15 protein-coding genes are annotated in these 14,812 nt (G+C 53.5%); 7 read left to right on the top strand and 8 right to left on the bottom strand.

What is annotated here, in order from left to right; translation table 11 throughout:
- Positions 1-12 precede the first annotated feature (12 nt).
- Together G4V39_RS07005 and G4V39_RS07000 are read right to left on the bottom strand one after the other, a co-directional pair.
- Positions 13-819, bottom strand: coding sequence for an LbetaH domain-containing protein (locus G4V39_RS07005; protein ID WP_210412039.1), 807 nt, complete (start codon positions 817-819; stop codon positions 13-15).
- Between the two features lie 23 nt (positions 820-842).
- The gene (locus G4V39_RS07000) at positions 843-1,715 is read right to left on the bottom strand and encodes a KaiC domain-containing protein (protein ID WP_166032244.1); all 873 of its coding nucleotides are present in this window, start codon (positions 1,713-1,715) and stop codon (positions 843-845) included.
- A gap of 111 nt (positions 1,716-1,826) precedes the next feature.
- Here G4V39_RS07000 and G4V39_RS06995 point away from each other — a divergent pair, with 111 nt between their 5' ends.
- Positions 1,827-4,103: a tetratricopeptide repeat protein gene (locus G4V39_RS06995; RefSeq protein WP_166032243.1), complete on the top strand. Its 2,277-nt coding sequence runs from the start codon at positions 1,827-1,829 to the stop codon at positions 4,101-4,103.
- 2 nt (positions 4,104-4,105) lie between these two features.
- Positions 4,106-5,128 (top strand): dual-specificity RNA methyltransferase RlmN, encoded by a 1,023-nt coding sequence (gene rlmN, locus G4V39_RS06990; protein WP_166032242.1) that lies wholly within the window; start codon positions 4,106-4,108, stop codon positions 5,126-5,128.
- A 1-nt stretch (position 5,129) separates the two neighbouring features.
- On the opposite strand, the gene dnaB is transcribed toward rlmN, so the two are convergent.
- From dnaB to rpsF, 4 genes are read right to left on the bottom strand one after another with little or no spacing between them, the layout of a single operon-like run.
- Positions 5,130-6,503 (bottom strand): replicative DNA helicase, encoded by a 1,374-nt coding sequence (gene dnaB, locus G4V39_RS06985; protein WP_166032241.1) that lies wholly within the window; start codon positions 6,501-6,503, stop codon positions 5,130-5,132.
- Between the two features lie 2 nt (positions 6,504-6,505).
- Positions 6,506-6,952 (bottom strand): 50S ribosomal protein L9, encoded by a 447-nt coding sequence (gene rplI / locus G4V39_RS06980; RefSeq protein WP_166032240.1) that lies wholly within the window; start codon positions 6,950-6,952, stop codon positions 6,506-6,508.
- Between the two features lie 10 nt (positions 6,953-6,962).
- On the bottom strand, positions 6,963-7,208 hold the full coding sequence (rpsR, locus tag G4V39_RS06975) for a 30S ribosomal protein S18 (protein ID WP_166032239.1): 246 nt from the start codon (positions 7,206-7,208) through the stop codon (positions 6,963-6,965).
- Positions 7,209-7,229: 21 nt separating this feature from the next.
- Positions 7,230-7,559, bottom strand: coding sequence for a 30S ribosomal protein S6 (gene rpsF, locus G4V39_RS06970; RefSeq protein ID WP_166032238.1), 330 nt, complete (start codon positions 7,557-7,559; stop codon positions 7,230-7,232).
- 183 nt (positions 7,560-7,742) lie between these two features.
- Here rpsF and pomA point away from each other — a divergent pair, with 183 nt between their 5' ends.
- From pomA to G4V39_RS06955, 3 genes are read left to right on the top strand one after another with little or no spacing between them, the layout of a single operon-like run.
- Positions 7,743-8,498, top strand: a complete 756-nt coding sequence (pomA, locus tag G4V39_RS06965) for a flagellar motor protein PomA (protein ID WP_166032237.1) — start codon at positions 7,743-7,745, stop codon at positions 8,496-8,498.
- Between the two features lie 12 nt (positions 8,499-8,510).
- Positions 8,511-9,284, top strand: coding sequence for a flagellar motor protein MotB (locus G4V39_RS06960; RefSeq protein WP_166032236.1), 774 nt, complete (start codon positions 8,511-8,513; stop codon positions 9,282-9,284).
- A 9-nt stretch (positions 9,285-9,293) separates the two neighbouring features.
- Positions 9,294-9,866, top strand: a complete 573-nt coding sequence (locus G4V39_RS06955) for a PilZ domain-containing protein (RefSeq protein ID WP_166032235.1) — start codon at positions 9,294-9,296, stop codon at positions 9,864-9,866.
- Here G4V39_RS06955 and G4V39_RS06950 read toward each other — a convergent pair.
- The gene (locus G4V39_RS06950) at positions 9,863-11,560 is read right to left on the bottom strand and encodes a radical SAM protein (protein ID WP_166032234.1); all 1,698 of its coding nucleotides are present in this window, start codon (positions 11,558-11,560) and stop codon (positions 9,863-9,865) included. The genes G4V39_RS06955 and G4V39_RS06950 overlap by 4 nt on opposite strands.
- 28 nt (positions 11,561-11,588) lie before the next feature.
- Here G4V39_RS06950 and fmt point away from each other — a divergent pair, with 28 nt between their 5' ends.
- Both fmt and rsmB read left to right on the top strand, forming a co-directional pair.
- Positions 11,589-12,527, top strand: coding sequence for a methionyl-tRNA formyltransferase (fmt, locus tag G4V39_RS06945; protein ID WP_166032233.1), 939 nt, complete (start codon positions 11,589-11,591; stop codon positions 12,525-12,527).
- A complete protein-coding gene (rsmB, locus tag G4V39_RS06940; protein ID WP_166032232.1) occupies positions 12,527-13,867 on the top strand; it encodes a 16S rRNA (cytosine(967)-C(5))-methyltransferase RsmB in 1,341 nt (446 codons plus the stop codon). Before fmt ends, rsmB begins: the two co-directional genes overlap by 1 nt.
- Here the strand turns inward: rsmB and bioB are convergent.
- Positions 13,853-14,785 (bottom strand): biotin synthase BioB, encoded by a 933-nt coding sequence (gene bioB, locus G4V39_RS06935; RefSeq protein ID WP_166032231.1) that lies wholly within the window; start codon positions 14,783-14,785, stop codon positions 13,853-13,855. The genes rsmB and bioB overlap by 15 nt on opposite strands.
- Between the last annotated feature and the right edge of the window lie 27 nt (positions 14,786-14,812).

Here is a 14,812-nt window from a genome sequence, read left to right as displayed (position 1 = left end):
CGTCTTCCCAAATTAGGGACGGAGAAAACTTTTGGCCGGATAGATACCCGAGGGAACTGCCAGGCCAGGGAAGATCAAAGAAGAAGGCCCCAAGAGGACACCAGGATTAGTCACCGAGTTGCAACCGGTCTGGACGCCGTCTCCAAGGATAGCCCCTAGTTTACAACGCCCGGTATCATAGCTCTTGCCCTGCCAGAGGATCCGAACAGTGCCAGGCCTCATCTTGAGATTGGCCAACTTGGTTCCAGCCCCCAGATTAACTCCCAGACCAAGGATACTGTCACCAATATAGGCGAAATGGCCGGCCTTGGCCCCAGAGAGCATTATGGAGTGCTTGATCTCGGTGGTGTGACCCACAACGCAGTCTTCTCCGATGATACAGTTACCCCGGACATAGGCCCCCTGACGAATCTCTGCCCGGGCCCCAATGATTGAGGGCCCCTTAATCAAGGCCCCAGGTTCGACCACCACTCCGGGACCAAGTTCTATTTCTCCCCAGAGGACGGCCCCGGCCATCACCAGAGTGGCCTCATGAAGGACCCGCCCTTCTCTGAGGACCTCTGGACGCTCCCCGAGTCGCAAATCAAAACCGTCCTCTAGGCAATAGGCCTTGCCTTCATAAAGAACCAAAGATTTGGCCAAGGGGACTCCCTGTAGAAAATCGGTCGGAAGATTGGGGCGGATGATCTCCTTAATAAAGTTTTTCAGGCGATCAAGGGCCTCCCAGACGGCCCCTACCCCCTCAAACAAAGGGAGGTAACGCCCCAAGGCATCAAGATCAAAATAGGCCTCGGCCTGAAGCATATCACCAGATAACAAATTGCCTCCCGCGCGGCAACACCTTAGCGTCGGCCACGGACATCCCCCAGGGGAGGACCAATATGGACAAGCCCCAGTTCGTCGATCTCCAGGAGATGGATGCGGGTATCATGTCCACAGAGACGGCAGCCGTCGATCCGAAAAAGTCGAACAATAGAGCCTACTTCTTGTTTCCAGATCTGAGCCGCCCTTTCCGAAAGGATAAGTTCTTTGGACAAGACCATGGTGCAATCAACAATATGGCCCACAGCGTAGCCACCGGCAGCCTCAGCCGAGAGCTCCTCATGGCTACTCCTCTTTTGGGAGATAAAGAGGGCAGTTTGATACCATTTTTTGCAGAAAGAATAGAGAGCCCGGACAACCGAGCGAGCCAACATTTCCCGGGCCTCATAAAGGCCTGTTACGGAGTCAATAATTGTCCGTTTGACCCGATAAGTCCGGTAAATATAGGCTAATGTATCTAAAAGGGTGGGCATATCTTCCCGTAAGCGGGTATAACTGGCGGCATCAAGAAGAATGATATTTTTTTCGATCTTAGAAAAATCAAACCCCATGGCCCTGGCCCGTTGTTCCAGGGCTGTAGAGACAAAGGCCGCTGGGGTCTCTACGGTTACCAGACAGACCTTCTGGCCGTCGGCGGCCTGGCGAACAGCAAATTGTTCGGCCATGAGACTTTTACCTGTATCCGGCGTGCCGGTAATATTGACCACTGCTCCCAGAGGAACCCCTCCCAGGGGCTTTCGATGGGGGCGCCCCTCTTTGAACTCAATGGCAAAAAAGAGCTCGTCAAGGCCTTCGACTCCGGTAGCCACTCCCTCAAGTCGGGGAGCCCGATCCCTGGCCTCACCAAGACCCATAATTGCTTCCCGGACCACCTGCGGCTCTCTAGCTTCCATAAGGCACCTCCCGGCAAGGGCTCTCGAGAGAAAAATAAATCCTCTCAAAAGAGCTTTCCAATTTCTCCCAGTAAAGATAAAGTTACGAAAAAATCTTCAGAGGATGGGCTTATGATCCAGAGATCCCGGATCAGATGGCAGTTTGTAGTCGTCTTCTTTATTGCCTTTTTGGTAGGCTGCTCTTCGCCGGAGGAAAAAATAAGCAAGCATTATCAGAAGGGGGTGGCCTACGCCAAAGAGGGAAAATTGCGAGAAGCAGTCATAGAATTTCGTAATGTCCTCCAAATAGACCCCAAACATCCCCAGGCCCACTTTGAATTGGCCAAAATCTATCTCAAAGTGGGAGAGCCGGCCAAGGCCCTTTCGGAATTCCGTAAAACGGTAGATGTGGATCCAGACAACCTTGAGGCCCGCAGCCACTTGGCCGAACTTCTTCTGGCCGCCCGTAAATACAAAGAAGCTCTCGTTGAGGCCGAGGCCATTCTCAAAAAAGACCCCCAAAACATCTCGGCCATTATGGTGGCTGCAGGGGCCCACCTGGGGCTCAAAGAGCCAGACAAAGCCCTTCAAGTCCTCAACAGCGTCCAGGAGGAGCCGGAAAAGGCCGGATTTTATATCCTCAAGGCCTCCGCTTATCAGCTAAAAGGGCAGGCTGCAGAGGCCGAGGCCTTATTCAAAAAGGCCATCGCCGTGGATCCAGAAAACGTCAGGGCTCGACAGGCCTTAATTGCCTATTATCTCTCCCAGCGGCGTCTGGATGAGGCCGAGGCTGAACTACGGGCCCTGGCCCAGGCCCATGCTGATCGTTTCACCTTCACCAACGATCTGGCCACCTTCTATCTCCTCCGAGGCCGCCTTAAAAAGGCCATTGAAACCCTTGAGGCTTACGCCCAGGCCCATCCACAAGACGAAAAAGCCCTCGTCCGTCTGGCAGAAATCTACAACAATCTCGGCCAGCAGGAAAAGGCGGCCGAGATCCTCAAGCAGGCCCTTAAAATCAAACCTGATTCAAGCAACCTCAAGGCCCAATTAGCCTATGTCTACTATGATGCCAAAAGGTATCAAGAATCCCAGGCTCTGGTGGACGAAGTCCTGACCAAAGACTCCGGCAACATTCTGGCCCGTCTGGTTCGAGCCAAACTTCTCCTCCGGGAAGGGAAGACCTCCGAGGCCATGGATGATCTGGACTATGTTCTTAGAAACAGGCCTCGACTGGCTGAAGCCTACTACTTTAAGGCCTTGGCCCACTTCGGTCGGGGAGAACTCTCATCAGCGGAAGGAGCCTTACGCAAGGCCCTGGAGATCAACCCCCGCTACGTTATGGCCCATCTAATGCTGGCTGATGTCCTCTTCCGGAAACGCAACTTTAAAGAGGCCCAGGAAGAGGCCCAAAAAGTACTCAAACTACGTCCCAATCACCCTCAGGCCCTCTTTATCCTGGGTAACGTGGCCCTCCTTAAAAAAGATATTGCCGGAGCGGAAAAATATTTCCAGAAGGCCCTGGCCACCTCCCCAGACAACCCTCGATTTCACTTTCAGATGGGGCTCCTTTACCGTCTTCAGAAAAAATATGACCTGGCCCTTAAAGAATTCGAGGCCACTCTCAAAGCCAACCCGGAGGCTTACTCGGCTTTGGCCCAGATCGTGGCCATATATAGCCTGAAGGGCGATCTAGACAAGGCCCTGGCCCGCTGCAAGGAGCAGCTCGAAAAAGTCAAAGACCAGGCTCCTATCTATGCCATCATGGGGCAGATCAAACTAGGGCAGCGTAACGTGGCCGAGGCCAAGGCCTATTATGAAAAGGCCCTGGAGCTAAATCCTAATCTCCTGGGGCCATATGTCATGTTGGCCTCTATTTACCGGGCCCAAGGGGATCTAGACAAGGCCATTGGCGAATACCAAAAGATAGTTGACAAAAATCCTCGCTTTTATCCGGCCCGGATGGCATTGGCTGTCCTTTATGAAATGAAGGGAGACTGGCAAACAGCTGAGAAAGAATATCGCTTAATCCTTAAGCAAAATCCAAAGTTTGTCCCGGCTCTCAACAATCTGGCTTGGCTCCTGGCCGAAAAGAAGGGTGACCTTGAAGAATCCTTTATCTACGCCCAAAAGGCCAAGGAACTGGCCCCCCAAGACCCGCGAGTGTTAGACACCCTAGGGTGGATAATGGCCAAGAGGGGCTCCTATGAATTAGCTCGCTCGACAATCGAAGAGGCCCTTAAAGGGGCTCCAAATCACCCCAGCATCCGCTATCATCTGGCCTGGATCCTGGCCCAAAGTGGCCACAAAAAGGAAGCTGTCAGAGAGCTTAAGGCCCTACTTAAGAAAAATCGCGCTTTTCCGGAGAAGACGGCCGCCGAGGAGCTCCTCAAGTCCTTGGAGAGTTAAAAGTGCCAAACCTGAGAGATTTTACCTTAGAGGCCTTGGAAGAATATCTCTCGGATCAGGGGCAACCTCCCTGGCGGGCCAGGCAGATCTTTCGCTGGCTGGCCAGAGGGGCCAAAAATTTTGAAGAGATGACCGATCTTCCCAAGGCCCTGCGAAGGCACCTGACCCAAACAGCCGATATATCTCTTCCCCGGCTAACGACCCAAGAAAAGGGAGCTGACGGAACCATCAAACTGGCTCTAAGGCTCTCAGATGGCGCCCTCATTGAGACGGTGATTATTCCCGAAAGGGATCACTACACGCTCTGTCTCTCCAGCCAGGTAGGCTGCGCCATGGGATGTGCCTTCTGTCTTACGGCCAAGATGGAATTCAGACGTAATCTGTCTCCTGGGGAGATCACCGGGCAGATCATCCTGGCCCGGGAGATCTTGGGGGAAGAGGCCTCAAGGCTAACCAATCTTGTCTTTATGGGCATGGGTGAACCTCTGGCCAACTATGAGGCCCTCTTGACCGCCTTAAGAAATATCCTCCACCCTTTAGGATTTGGATTTTCTAAGAGACGGGTTACCGTTTCTACCTCCGGCCTGGTTCCTCAGCTCCTCCGGCTCTCCCAGGAGATAGTTGTCAAGCTGGCCATCTCTCTTCACGCCCCAGAGGAAGGATTGCGTTCACAACTTATGCCTGTAAACCGTACCTGGCCTCTCAAAGAGCTTTTGAGTGTTTGCCGAAGGCTTAAACTGCCCCGGGGGTGGCGAATAACCTTTGAATATCTTCTACTGGAGGGGATAAACGACTCCCGGGCTACGGCTCAAAAGCTGGCTTGGATCTTGCGGGGCATACCAGCCAAGATAAACCTCATCCCTTTTAACCCCGCACCCGGTCTCCCCTTCCGCTGTCCTTCCGAGGAAAGGATCCTGGCCTTCCAGGCCGAACTTCTTAAGGCCGGGTACACCACCATCATTCGTAAGAGCAAAGGGCGAGATATCTCAGCCGCCTGCGGCCAACTGTATGCTCGAGTAGCCTGATTTAGACAGGGCTGGCCAGGGCCTCTTCTGGTTGGGAGGCCAGGTTTCCGAAGGCCGAGAATTGCTTAAGAAAGGCAAGACGAAACTCCCCCGTAGGGCCATTGCGTTGTTTACCGATGATGATGTCAGCCGTGCCCTTATAGGGACTTTCTTTGTTATAAACCTCGTCTCGATAGATAAAGACAATGACATCAGCATCCTGCTCAATAGCCCCTGACTCCCGTAAATCAGCCAGTTGGGGGCGTTTATCCGGACGCTCCTCCACCTTGCGATTGAGCTGAGAGAGGGCTATTACCGGAACATGGAGCTCTTTGGCCATGGCCTTAAGGGAGCGGGAAATTTCGGAAATTTCTTGCTCCCGGCGATCTTTTTGCTCCCTTCCCCGCATCAGCTGAAGGTAGTCAACGATGATCAACCCCAGACCATGTTCAGACTTAAGACGACGGGCCTTGGCCCGCATCTCCAATACGCTTATCCCCGGAGTATCATCTATAAATATAGGGGCCCGAGAGAGCTTATCCGCCGCTCGAGTCAGACGTTCCCAGTCTCGGTCCGAGAGAAATCCTGTCCGGACCTTATGGGCATCCACCTTGGCCTCGCCACAGAGCATCCGCAGGGCCAGTTGTTCTTTGGACATCTCCAGGGAGAAAATGGCCGTTGGGATTTCGGCCTCAAGGGCCGCATACTGGGCAATGTTAAGGGCAAAAGAGGTTTTGCCCATGCTGGGGCGACCGGCCACAATGATAAGGTCCGAAGGCTGGAGACCGGCCGTTAGACGATCAAACTCATGAAAACCGGTGGGGACTCCGGTGATAAGCTCTTTTCGTTCGTAAAGGCGCTCAATATGACGAACGCTGTCGTTTATTACCCTCTTGAGAGGATAAAAGGCCTGTTTGACCCGGGCCTGTGAGACTTCAAAGATAGCCTGCTCGGCAGATTCCAAGATGTCGTCAACAGAGCCGATCTCGTCGTAACAAGCGGCAGCGATTTCGGTAGTCTTGCGGATAAGCTCCCGCAGGATGGCCTTTTCCCGAACAATTCGGGCATAATAATGAATATTGGCCGCTGTGGGGACAAGACCAGCCAGCTCAGCCAAATAGGCCGGCCCTCCGACCTCGTTCAGCTGGGCCTTATCATTAAGGGCGTTATGGACGGTAACGAGATCTATAGGTTCGCCCCTCTCGAAGAGATCAAGCATGGCGGCAAAGATCTTGGCGTGGGCTTCGCGGTAGAAATCCTCCGGCCGGAGGATTTCTACCACCTTAAGGAGGGCACTGTTCTCTATGAGAATGCTGCCGAGGACACACTGTTCGGCCTCAATGTTTTGAGGCGGTAGGCGATGAGAGAGGATTTCCTTGGTCTTTCCTCGAGGCACCGCTATTCCTGGGCCACTACCACAACCTTAATATTGGCCATTGTTGCTCCACCAAGTTTAATAGGCACCTCGAACTCGCCAAGATGTTTTATTGGTTCCCGGAGCATAACCTGACGTCGAGAGATCTCAATTCCGTGTTCTTTCAAGGCGTTGACAATCTCCTGGGCCGAGACGGATCCATAGAGGCGATTCTCCTCCGCAACCCGCTGGGCAATAGTCAAAACCAAACCTTCGAGCCTTTCTGCCACCGAGGCCAATTTTTGACGCTCCCTTTCGGCCTTAGCCAAGATAATCTGTCTTTCTTTTTCTAGGGCCGCCAAGTTCTTGCGGTTGGCGATGATGGCCTTACCCTTGGGAAGAAGGTAATTGCGGGCATAACCGTCGGCCACCTTGACGATATCTCCAGCCTGTCCGAGGTTGGGGATGGCCTCTCTTAGAATAACTTCCATGATTCACCCCCTAGATCTCTTCCAGAGTGGCCACAAAGGGCAGAAGGGCCATAATCCGGGCCCGCTTGATGGCCGTAGTTAGCTGGCGCTGATGCTTGGCACAATTACCGGTGATCCGTCGGGGAACAATTTTACCCCTTTCAGTGATGAAAATCTTTAAAGTTTCTGGATCTTTATAGTCTATCCTCAGGTTACTGTCGGCACAAAAACGACAAACCTTCCGGCGCGGATAAAATCTTCTCCTTCTGGGTTGCATCTTCTCCTCCTTAAAAAGAGCTTAAGCCGCCTCGGCCTGACCGGTCTCGGGCACAAAATGATCATCTAGCTTGACAATGACAAAGCGGATCACCCGCTCATCAATTCGCATGAAAGATTCTAAAGAACGAGGAAGCTCTGGCGGACCACCGAATTCGGCCAAAACATAAAAACCCTGTTTTTTCTTTTGGATAGGATAGGCCAGTTTCTTAAGACCCCACTCTTCGATCTTGACAACCTGGCCCCCGGCCTTCTCGACGATTTCTTTAAGGCGGGAGAAGACCTGATCCTTCTCCTCTAGGTGATCAGGATGGATAATGAACAAGGACTCGTAACGACGCAGTTGAGACATCTCTTTACCTCCTTTTGGTCTTCTGGCCCCCACCCGGGGCAAGGAGGCCCTTCTAAGAGCCAAATGACAGATGGTATTTAATGCCTTTTGTCCCCCTCGTCAACAATTCCCGGAGCTAAGGTTTTCCCTCTTCTGGCCGATTATTACAAAAGCAGGGGAATAAGGACTAGCACAGAGGTACCGATGGATCTGGGAACAGTTGTCGGTCTGGTTTTGGGAGTCATCCTCCTTTTTGGGGCCATTCTTACTGGTGGATCGCTGGGAATCTTTATCAACATTCCCTCAATTTTAATTGTTGTTGGTGGAACTATTGCCTCATCATTTATCCGCTTTTCCCTAGCCGAGGTCCTGGGGGCCATGAAAGTGGCCATGAACGCCTTCTTCAAGAAGATTGAAAACCCCGAGGATATCATCAAAGAATTGGTCACCCTCTCCAACATTGCCCGTCGTGAGGGGCTTCTTAAACTGGAGAAACAACCAGTCAAAAATCCTTTCCTGAAGAAGGCCATTATGTACTGTGTCGATGGCCATGAAGCCGACTTCATTGAAGAGGTCTTAGGCCAGGAAATAAGCCTTACAGCCCAGCGGCACGAGATCGGTCAAAGCCTGTTCAAGTCCATGGGAGACGCCTCCCCGGCCTTCGGAATGATCGGCACCCTCATTGGCCTGGTGCAGATGCTGTCCAACATGAGCGACCCCAAATCTATTGGTCCTTCTATGGCCGTGGCCCTCTTAACCACCCTTTATGGAGCCGTGCTGGCTAACCTTGTCTTTCTGCCTATTGCTGACAAATTGGCCCTGCGTTCCCAGGAAGAACAACTCATTAAACGACTTATTGTCGAAGGGGTCCTGGGGCTCCAGAAAGGCCTTAACCCTCGAGTTCTCGAAGAGCTCCTGATGACCTTTCTGCCGCCCAAAAAGAGAACTACTTCTTCATAAAGATCTAGAATTATGGGAAAGAAGGGACAACCAGAGGAGAAGAAAAAATGTCCAAGTGGCGCTCCCATGTGGATGACCACCTTCTCCGACCTTATGTCCCTGCTTCTCTGTTTTTTTGTTCTCCTCCTCTCTTTCTCCGAAATGGACGTGGCCCGCTTTAAAGAGGTGGCCGGCTCTCTTAAGGACGCCTTCGGCGTCCAACGACAAGAAATTATTTATGATATCCCTAAGGGGCTGGATATTGTCTCCAAGGAGTTCACCCCCCAGTTTACGGTAGATGAACTTCTAGAGCGGGTGAAAAGCGCCATCAAGCTGGAACTCATTAAGGGAGAGATAGAGATAGAGGCCCTGGAGGATCGGGTCGTTCTTCGCCTCAAGGATGAGATTCTCTTTGATCCCGGAAGTGCTCAACTTCGCCCGGCGGCCCGGCCCATCCTCATCAAGCTGGCCCAGGCTCTGGCAGGCTTTGACGGTGAAGTCCTGGTAGCCGGCCACACCGATAGCATCCCCCCCAGACCGGGAAGCCGCTGGCGCTCCAACTGGGAGCTCTCGGCTGTCCGAGCCACCACGGTGTTGGAGTTTCTTCTCAGCCAAAAGACCATCGCTCCCTATCAGACAGCGGCCATCGGCTATGGAGACTCTCGGCCCCTTTATCCCAATGATACCCCTCAGCATCGGGCCGCCAATCGGCGGGTAGAGATCATTCTCATCCAAAAGGGCCATTCAGGTCTTGAGTCTCGGGAGGTTTTCTCCGGTGGCCTTGATCAAGGTCCCCTTCCGCGCTAGGAGGAGCTTATGGGAGAAGAAAGGAGAGAATACGTCCGCATAAATGACCGCATTCTCCTGCGGTATCGTCCGATAACCGGAGAAGAGCTGGAAAGATGTCTTCGAGACTACGAAGAGGGCCTGGCCGATCCCTGGCCGTTGGCCTTTTCCCATCCTCAGCTAACCAGGGCCGCAGATCAGGTCTTAAGAAGGCTGCGGGAAAAGAATAAAGAACTGGCCCAGTTGTTTTCTATTCTTAACAAAAAGCTGGATCTCATTTTAGCCCGGATCGAAAAAGAAGAAATCGAAAAAAACTTCCGCTTCTATACGGTAAATATAAGCGCTGCCGGTCTGTGCCTCTCTCTACCTGAGACCTTTTCCCCAGGTCAGCTTCTTGAGCTGGAAATCGGCCTCCTGCCAGCCATGCACTTTTTTCGCTGCTATGGGGAGATAGTCAGAGAAGAGTGCGATGGAGATGAAAATCGCCTGGGGATCAAGTTTGTCTGGATGACAGAAGAGGACCGAGAACGTCTCATTGAACACATCTTTGAGCGCCAGGTAATGGCCCTGAGGCTTAAACGACAGCGTCAGGACAATCCCTAGCCACAGACGCCACAGAGACGGCAACGTCCCGGACGACAGGGAGGGCCAGGACGGGCAGCCAAAGAACGCTGATACTCCTGCCAGAGAAATTCCCGATTAATACCGATATCGATGACCTCCCAGGGGAAAAGTTCGTCTTTTTCCCGCTCCCTTTCGGCATAGAAGGCCGGATTCACATTTACCTCTCTGTAGGCTTTATTAAGGTTAACCCCCTGACCAAGGAGCAACAAAAGCTGACTTAGACGACGGTCACCTCGAGCCAGGACGGCCTGAAAGTGGGCCCACTTGGGTAAATCAAAGGTTGCCGTAACGTTGGATTCCTTTCCCAAGACCCTTTTCAACCAGGAAAGACGCCCCTTAAGAAGGGAGACTCCGGCAAAGCCTACCCACTGAAAGGGAGTCCAGGGTTTGGGGACAAAACAGTTTACGCTCACCCGGAGATCTATCATCTGACCCCGCCCCCGACTAACCTTAAGAAGACGATGACGTATGCGACGGACCAAGGCCACCAATTCTTTAAGATCCTCATCCTCCTCAGTGGGCAGGCCGATCATAAAGTATAGTTTAAGATGGACAATCCCTGTGGTCGCCAGTCTTTCAGCGGCCTCAAGGATAGTGGCCTCATCCAGTCCCTTATTGATAACCTGTCGGAGTCTTTCACTTCCGGCCTCCGGGGCGATAGTGGCTGTCCGGGCTCCGGTAGCCCGCAGAAGCTCCAGAAAACCATCGGTCAGGGCATCAGCCCGAAGAGAGGAAAAGGAAAGGGCTAAGCCTCGATCAATCAGGTAACGACACAGGGTTTCAATTTCCTGACGATCGGCAAACTCAAGGCCTATGAGCCCCACTTTATTAGTGGGGTTAGTCTCCAAGGCCCTTGAAAGGGCGCTCAGAGGATAAGGACGGGGGGGTCTGTATACATAACCGGCCCCGCAAAAACGGCAGCCCCGACCACAGCCCCGGCCCACCTCTAGCAGAAAGGTGTCTGCGAATTCCGTATCCTCGGCCACGATTACCGAGTGAGGAGCCACTTCTGGGGGGTAGGGAGCCAGGGCTCGGGAAATGGGTAAGGGGGCACCGCCCTGAGGCCTTATCTCCTTAAGGCGCCCATCAGGTAAATAAATAGGCTCATATTCGGCCGGAATATAGATGGCTTTAAGCCTTTCTTTTAGCCGAAAAAGGGCCTCTTCCTTCTCCCCCCGGGCCTCAAGTAAAACCTCTACGAGATTATGGCCGAAGGCCTCCGCCTCCCCTACTAAAAAGCCATCGACAAACTCAGCCAGGGGCTCCGGATTCATAAAGGTGGCCACTCCCCCGGCCAGAACCAACGGGGCCTTCCGCCCCCGGGCCAGGGGTGGGATGCCGGAGTCAACCAGAATTTTGACCACATTGGGATAATCTTGCTCAAAGGAAACGGAAAAGAGAATCACGGGAAAGTCCCTAAGGGGGCGTCCTCCCTCTATGGAACGTATTTTTTCCCCCCTCTGAGGCAGAAAGACTCTCTCACAGACAACCTCATCAAAGGCATTAAGAAGGCCATAGACCACCTGGAAGCCCAGGTTGGACATCCCCAAGTAATAGGTATTGGGGAAGACCAGGGCTATGGGCAGACGGCCTGACCAACGTTTCTTGATGGCCCCTACCTCGCGCATAACCAAGATTATCCCAAACAATCGTTCCGATTGCCACTTGGCCATTCCGTAATATTTAAGGCATAATTAATCTATGAAATCCTGGTCTCTTATCTTCATGGGTACCCCAGAGTTTGCCGTCCCCATCCTAAAGGCCCTTATCGCCGGCCCTGATGAGGTGGTAGCTGTAGTCTGCCAGCCAGACAGGCCCAGGGGGAGGGGCCGCAAGCCAAGCCCTCCCCCGGTCAAAATCGTAGCCCAGGAGGCCGGTATCACTGTGTATCAACCGGAGAAGATCCGCGATCCGGCCTTCATCTCCCAACTTAAGGCAGTCTCTCCAGAGGCTATTGTGGTGGCTGCCTATGGGAAGATACTTCCGCCAGAGATTCTGAAACTTCCTCCTCGAGGCTGTATAAATGTTCACGCCTCACTTCTGCCAAAGTTTCGAGGAGCCGCCCCTATCAACTGGGCCATCATCAGCGGAGAAGAAAAGACCGGCGTGACCATCATGCAGATGGACGAAGGCATGGATACCGGTCCCATTATCCTCGCCAGGGAGATTCCTATCGAGCCTGAAGAGACTGCCGGATCTCTGGCCAAGCGGCTCTCCGACCTGGGGGCCGAGTTGATCCTTGAGGCCATAGAGGGGCTTAAAGAGGGCCGGCTTCATCCCCGCCCCCAACCCAAGACGGGAGTCTCCTACGCCCCCCCTCTCAAAAAAGAGGACGGGCTGGCTGATTTTAGCCGACCGGCAGAAGAACTGGATCGACTTATCCGAGGGTTTGATCCCTGGCCTACCGTCTATACCTTCCTTCAAGGACGCCGGCTGAAGCTCTTCCGCCCCCGGGTTATCGAGGCTCCCTCTCAAGCCCCACCGGGGACCATTGTAGCCGTCTCCGAAGAGGGAATCACCATCGCCACCGGCCGAGGGCTTTTGTTAATCAAAGAGGTCCAGCTTGAGGGACGAAAACGACTACCGGTAGCAGAATTCACCCGGGGCTACCACCTTAAGCCGGGGATGAGGCTGGGCTGATGTTTACCAGTGCCAGAGAGCTGGCTCTGAGGACTTTAGTGCGTTTTGAAAGGGATCGCCCCCCTCTGGATGAAACCCTGACCCGCGTTTTGGAGCAGGCTCCCGAGCTTTCCAGCCGAGATCGTAATCTGGTCATGGAGCTGGTCTATGGAACAATCCGTTACCAGGCCAGTCTGGATTGGCTAATTGACGCCTACTCCAAAAAACCCCGCCACCGTCTGGACAAAGAGGTCCTCTGCGGTCTTCGTCTGGGAATCTACCAAATTCTCTATACCCGGATTCCGGATCGGGCCGCGGTGAACGAAACTGTAAGCCTGTTTAAGGGCCGCCCGACCTATATCACGGGCTTTGTAAATGCCATCTTGAGACGTCTCTGTCGCGAGAAGGACCATCTCCCCTGGCCTCCCAAAGAAAGGGATTTTGCCCTCTACCTGGCGGTAAGATATTCCTATCCGACCTTTCTGGTTCGGCGCTGGCTTAATCTGGTAGGGGAAGAGGAGATCGAATCCCTCCTGGCTGCAGGCAATGAGGTCCCTCCTCTGGTTATCCGAACCAACACCTTAAGAATCAACCGGGATCAACTGGCCCTCTTCCTTAAGAAGGAGGCCCAAGAGCTCAATCTCTGTCGTTATAGCCCCGAAGGACTTATCCTGCGTCGCCCGCGGGGGCCGGTAACCAAGCTCACCGGCTACCGGCAGGGCTGGTTCCAGGTCCAAGACGAGGCCAGCCAGTTAGTGGGCCACCTGGTGGCCCCGGAGCCGGGGCAAAAAGTCCTTGATGCCTGCGCCGGGGTGGGAGGAAAGACCACTCACCTAGCCCAGCTGATGAAAAACCAGGGGCAGATCCAGGCCTTTGACATAGACAAGCGGCGCCTGAGGCGGCTGGAGGAAAACCTCAAGCGCCTGGGGATAAGCAATGTAGAAATTATCAGTCAAGATGTCACGGAAGCTCTTCGCGGCCTTGGAGCGGCCATATATGACCGTATTCTGATAGATGCCCCCTGTAGCGGCACCGGGGTCATTCGACGCCATCCAGATATAAAGTGGCGCCGGAGGCCTGAAGACATAAAGACTATGTCCCAAAAGCAGAGAGGTCTCCTGGAGACCTTATCTCCCCTGCTCAAAAAGGGAGGGGTGCTGGTCTATGCCGTCTGTAGCCTGGAACCAGAGGAGGGGGAGGGGCTTATCGAGGCCTTTCTTAAAGGCCATCCGGAGTTTTCTCCCATAAGCCCCCCTGGCTTTCCGGCCCCTGGTCTTCTCGACTCTCAAGGTTTTTTCCGGACATTTCCCCATCGTCAGGCCATGGATGGTTTCTTTGCTGTAGCCTTAAAGAAGACCTGAGGTGTATCCTAGGGCCCGGATCATTTCCCTATCCTGGGCCAGATCTCGTCCCCGGGTAGTCAGGTAGTTGCCCACCATCAGGCCACTTGCCGGATAAAGGGAAAGGGCCTGGAGATCCCCAAGATTATATTCCCGACCGCCGCAGAGCCGGATCTCTGCCCCGGGAAGAAGAAGTCTGAGAACAATGAGAATTCTTAAGGCTTTGAGAGGGGTAAGGTGTTTTACTCCCTCAAGAGGGGTCCCCGGAATAGGATGAAGAAAATTTACAGGCACCGAATCCACTTCGAGAACCTTTAGGGCTCCTGCCAAGCTTAAAACATCTTCATCTGTCTCCCCCATACCGAAGATCCCCCCACAACAGGTAGAAAGCCCGACTTCCTTAGCGGCCAGAATCGTCTGATACCGGTCCCGCCAGAGCTGACGACTGCAGATTCGGGGATAAAACTCCTCGGAGGTCTCCAAATTATGATGATATCGATCAAGACCGGCGGCCTTAAGCTCGGCCAGTTGAGCCCGGGAAAGGCGTCCCAGAGAGGCACAGAGAACAAGCCCCGGAACCCTCTCCCTCAAGGTCTCTATCACCCGGAGGAGACGCTCCAGCTCAGTTGTTGACAGCGAAATACCGCTGGTCACAAAACTGAAGCGGTCAATTCCAGCCGCCGCTGCCTCCTCAGCCTGCCTGAGGAGCTCCTCTTCGGCAAGTAAAGGGTAGATTTTTGCCTCCGTAGCCCACTCTTTAGCCTGGGCACAGAAATGACAATCAGAAGGGCAGCGGCCGCTTTTGGCATTGACTATGGCACAGGTTTCTATCTTTTTTCCGAAACGGGCCTCTTTTACCCGCCTGGCCACCTCTAGCCAGGGAAGAAGCGGCGTCTCTCCGGCCAAAATGGCTTTAAGCTGACTCTGTTTAATCTTCATACCCGGGTCTCCCCTTTAGACGAGATC

The sequence above is a fragment of the Thermosulfuriphilus ammonigenes genome (assembly GCF_011207455.1).
Lineage (GTDB): Bacteria > Desulfobacterota > Thermodesulfobacteria > Thermodesulfobacteriales > ST65 > Thermosulfuriphilus > Thermosulfuriphilus ammonigenes.
This window is presented reverse-complemented; position numbering and strand designations above follow the sequence as displayed.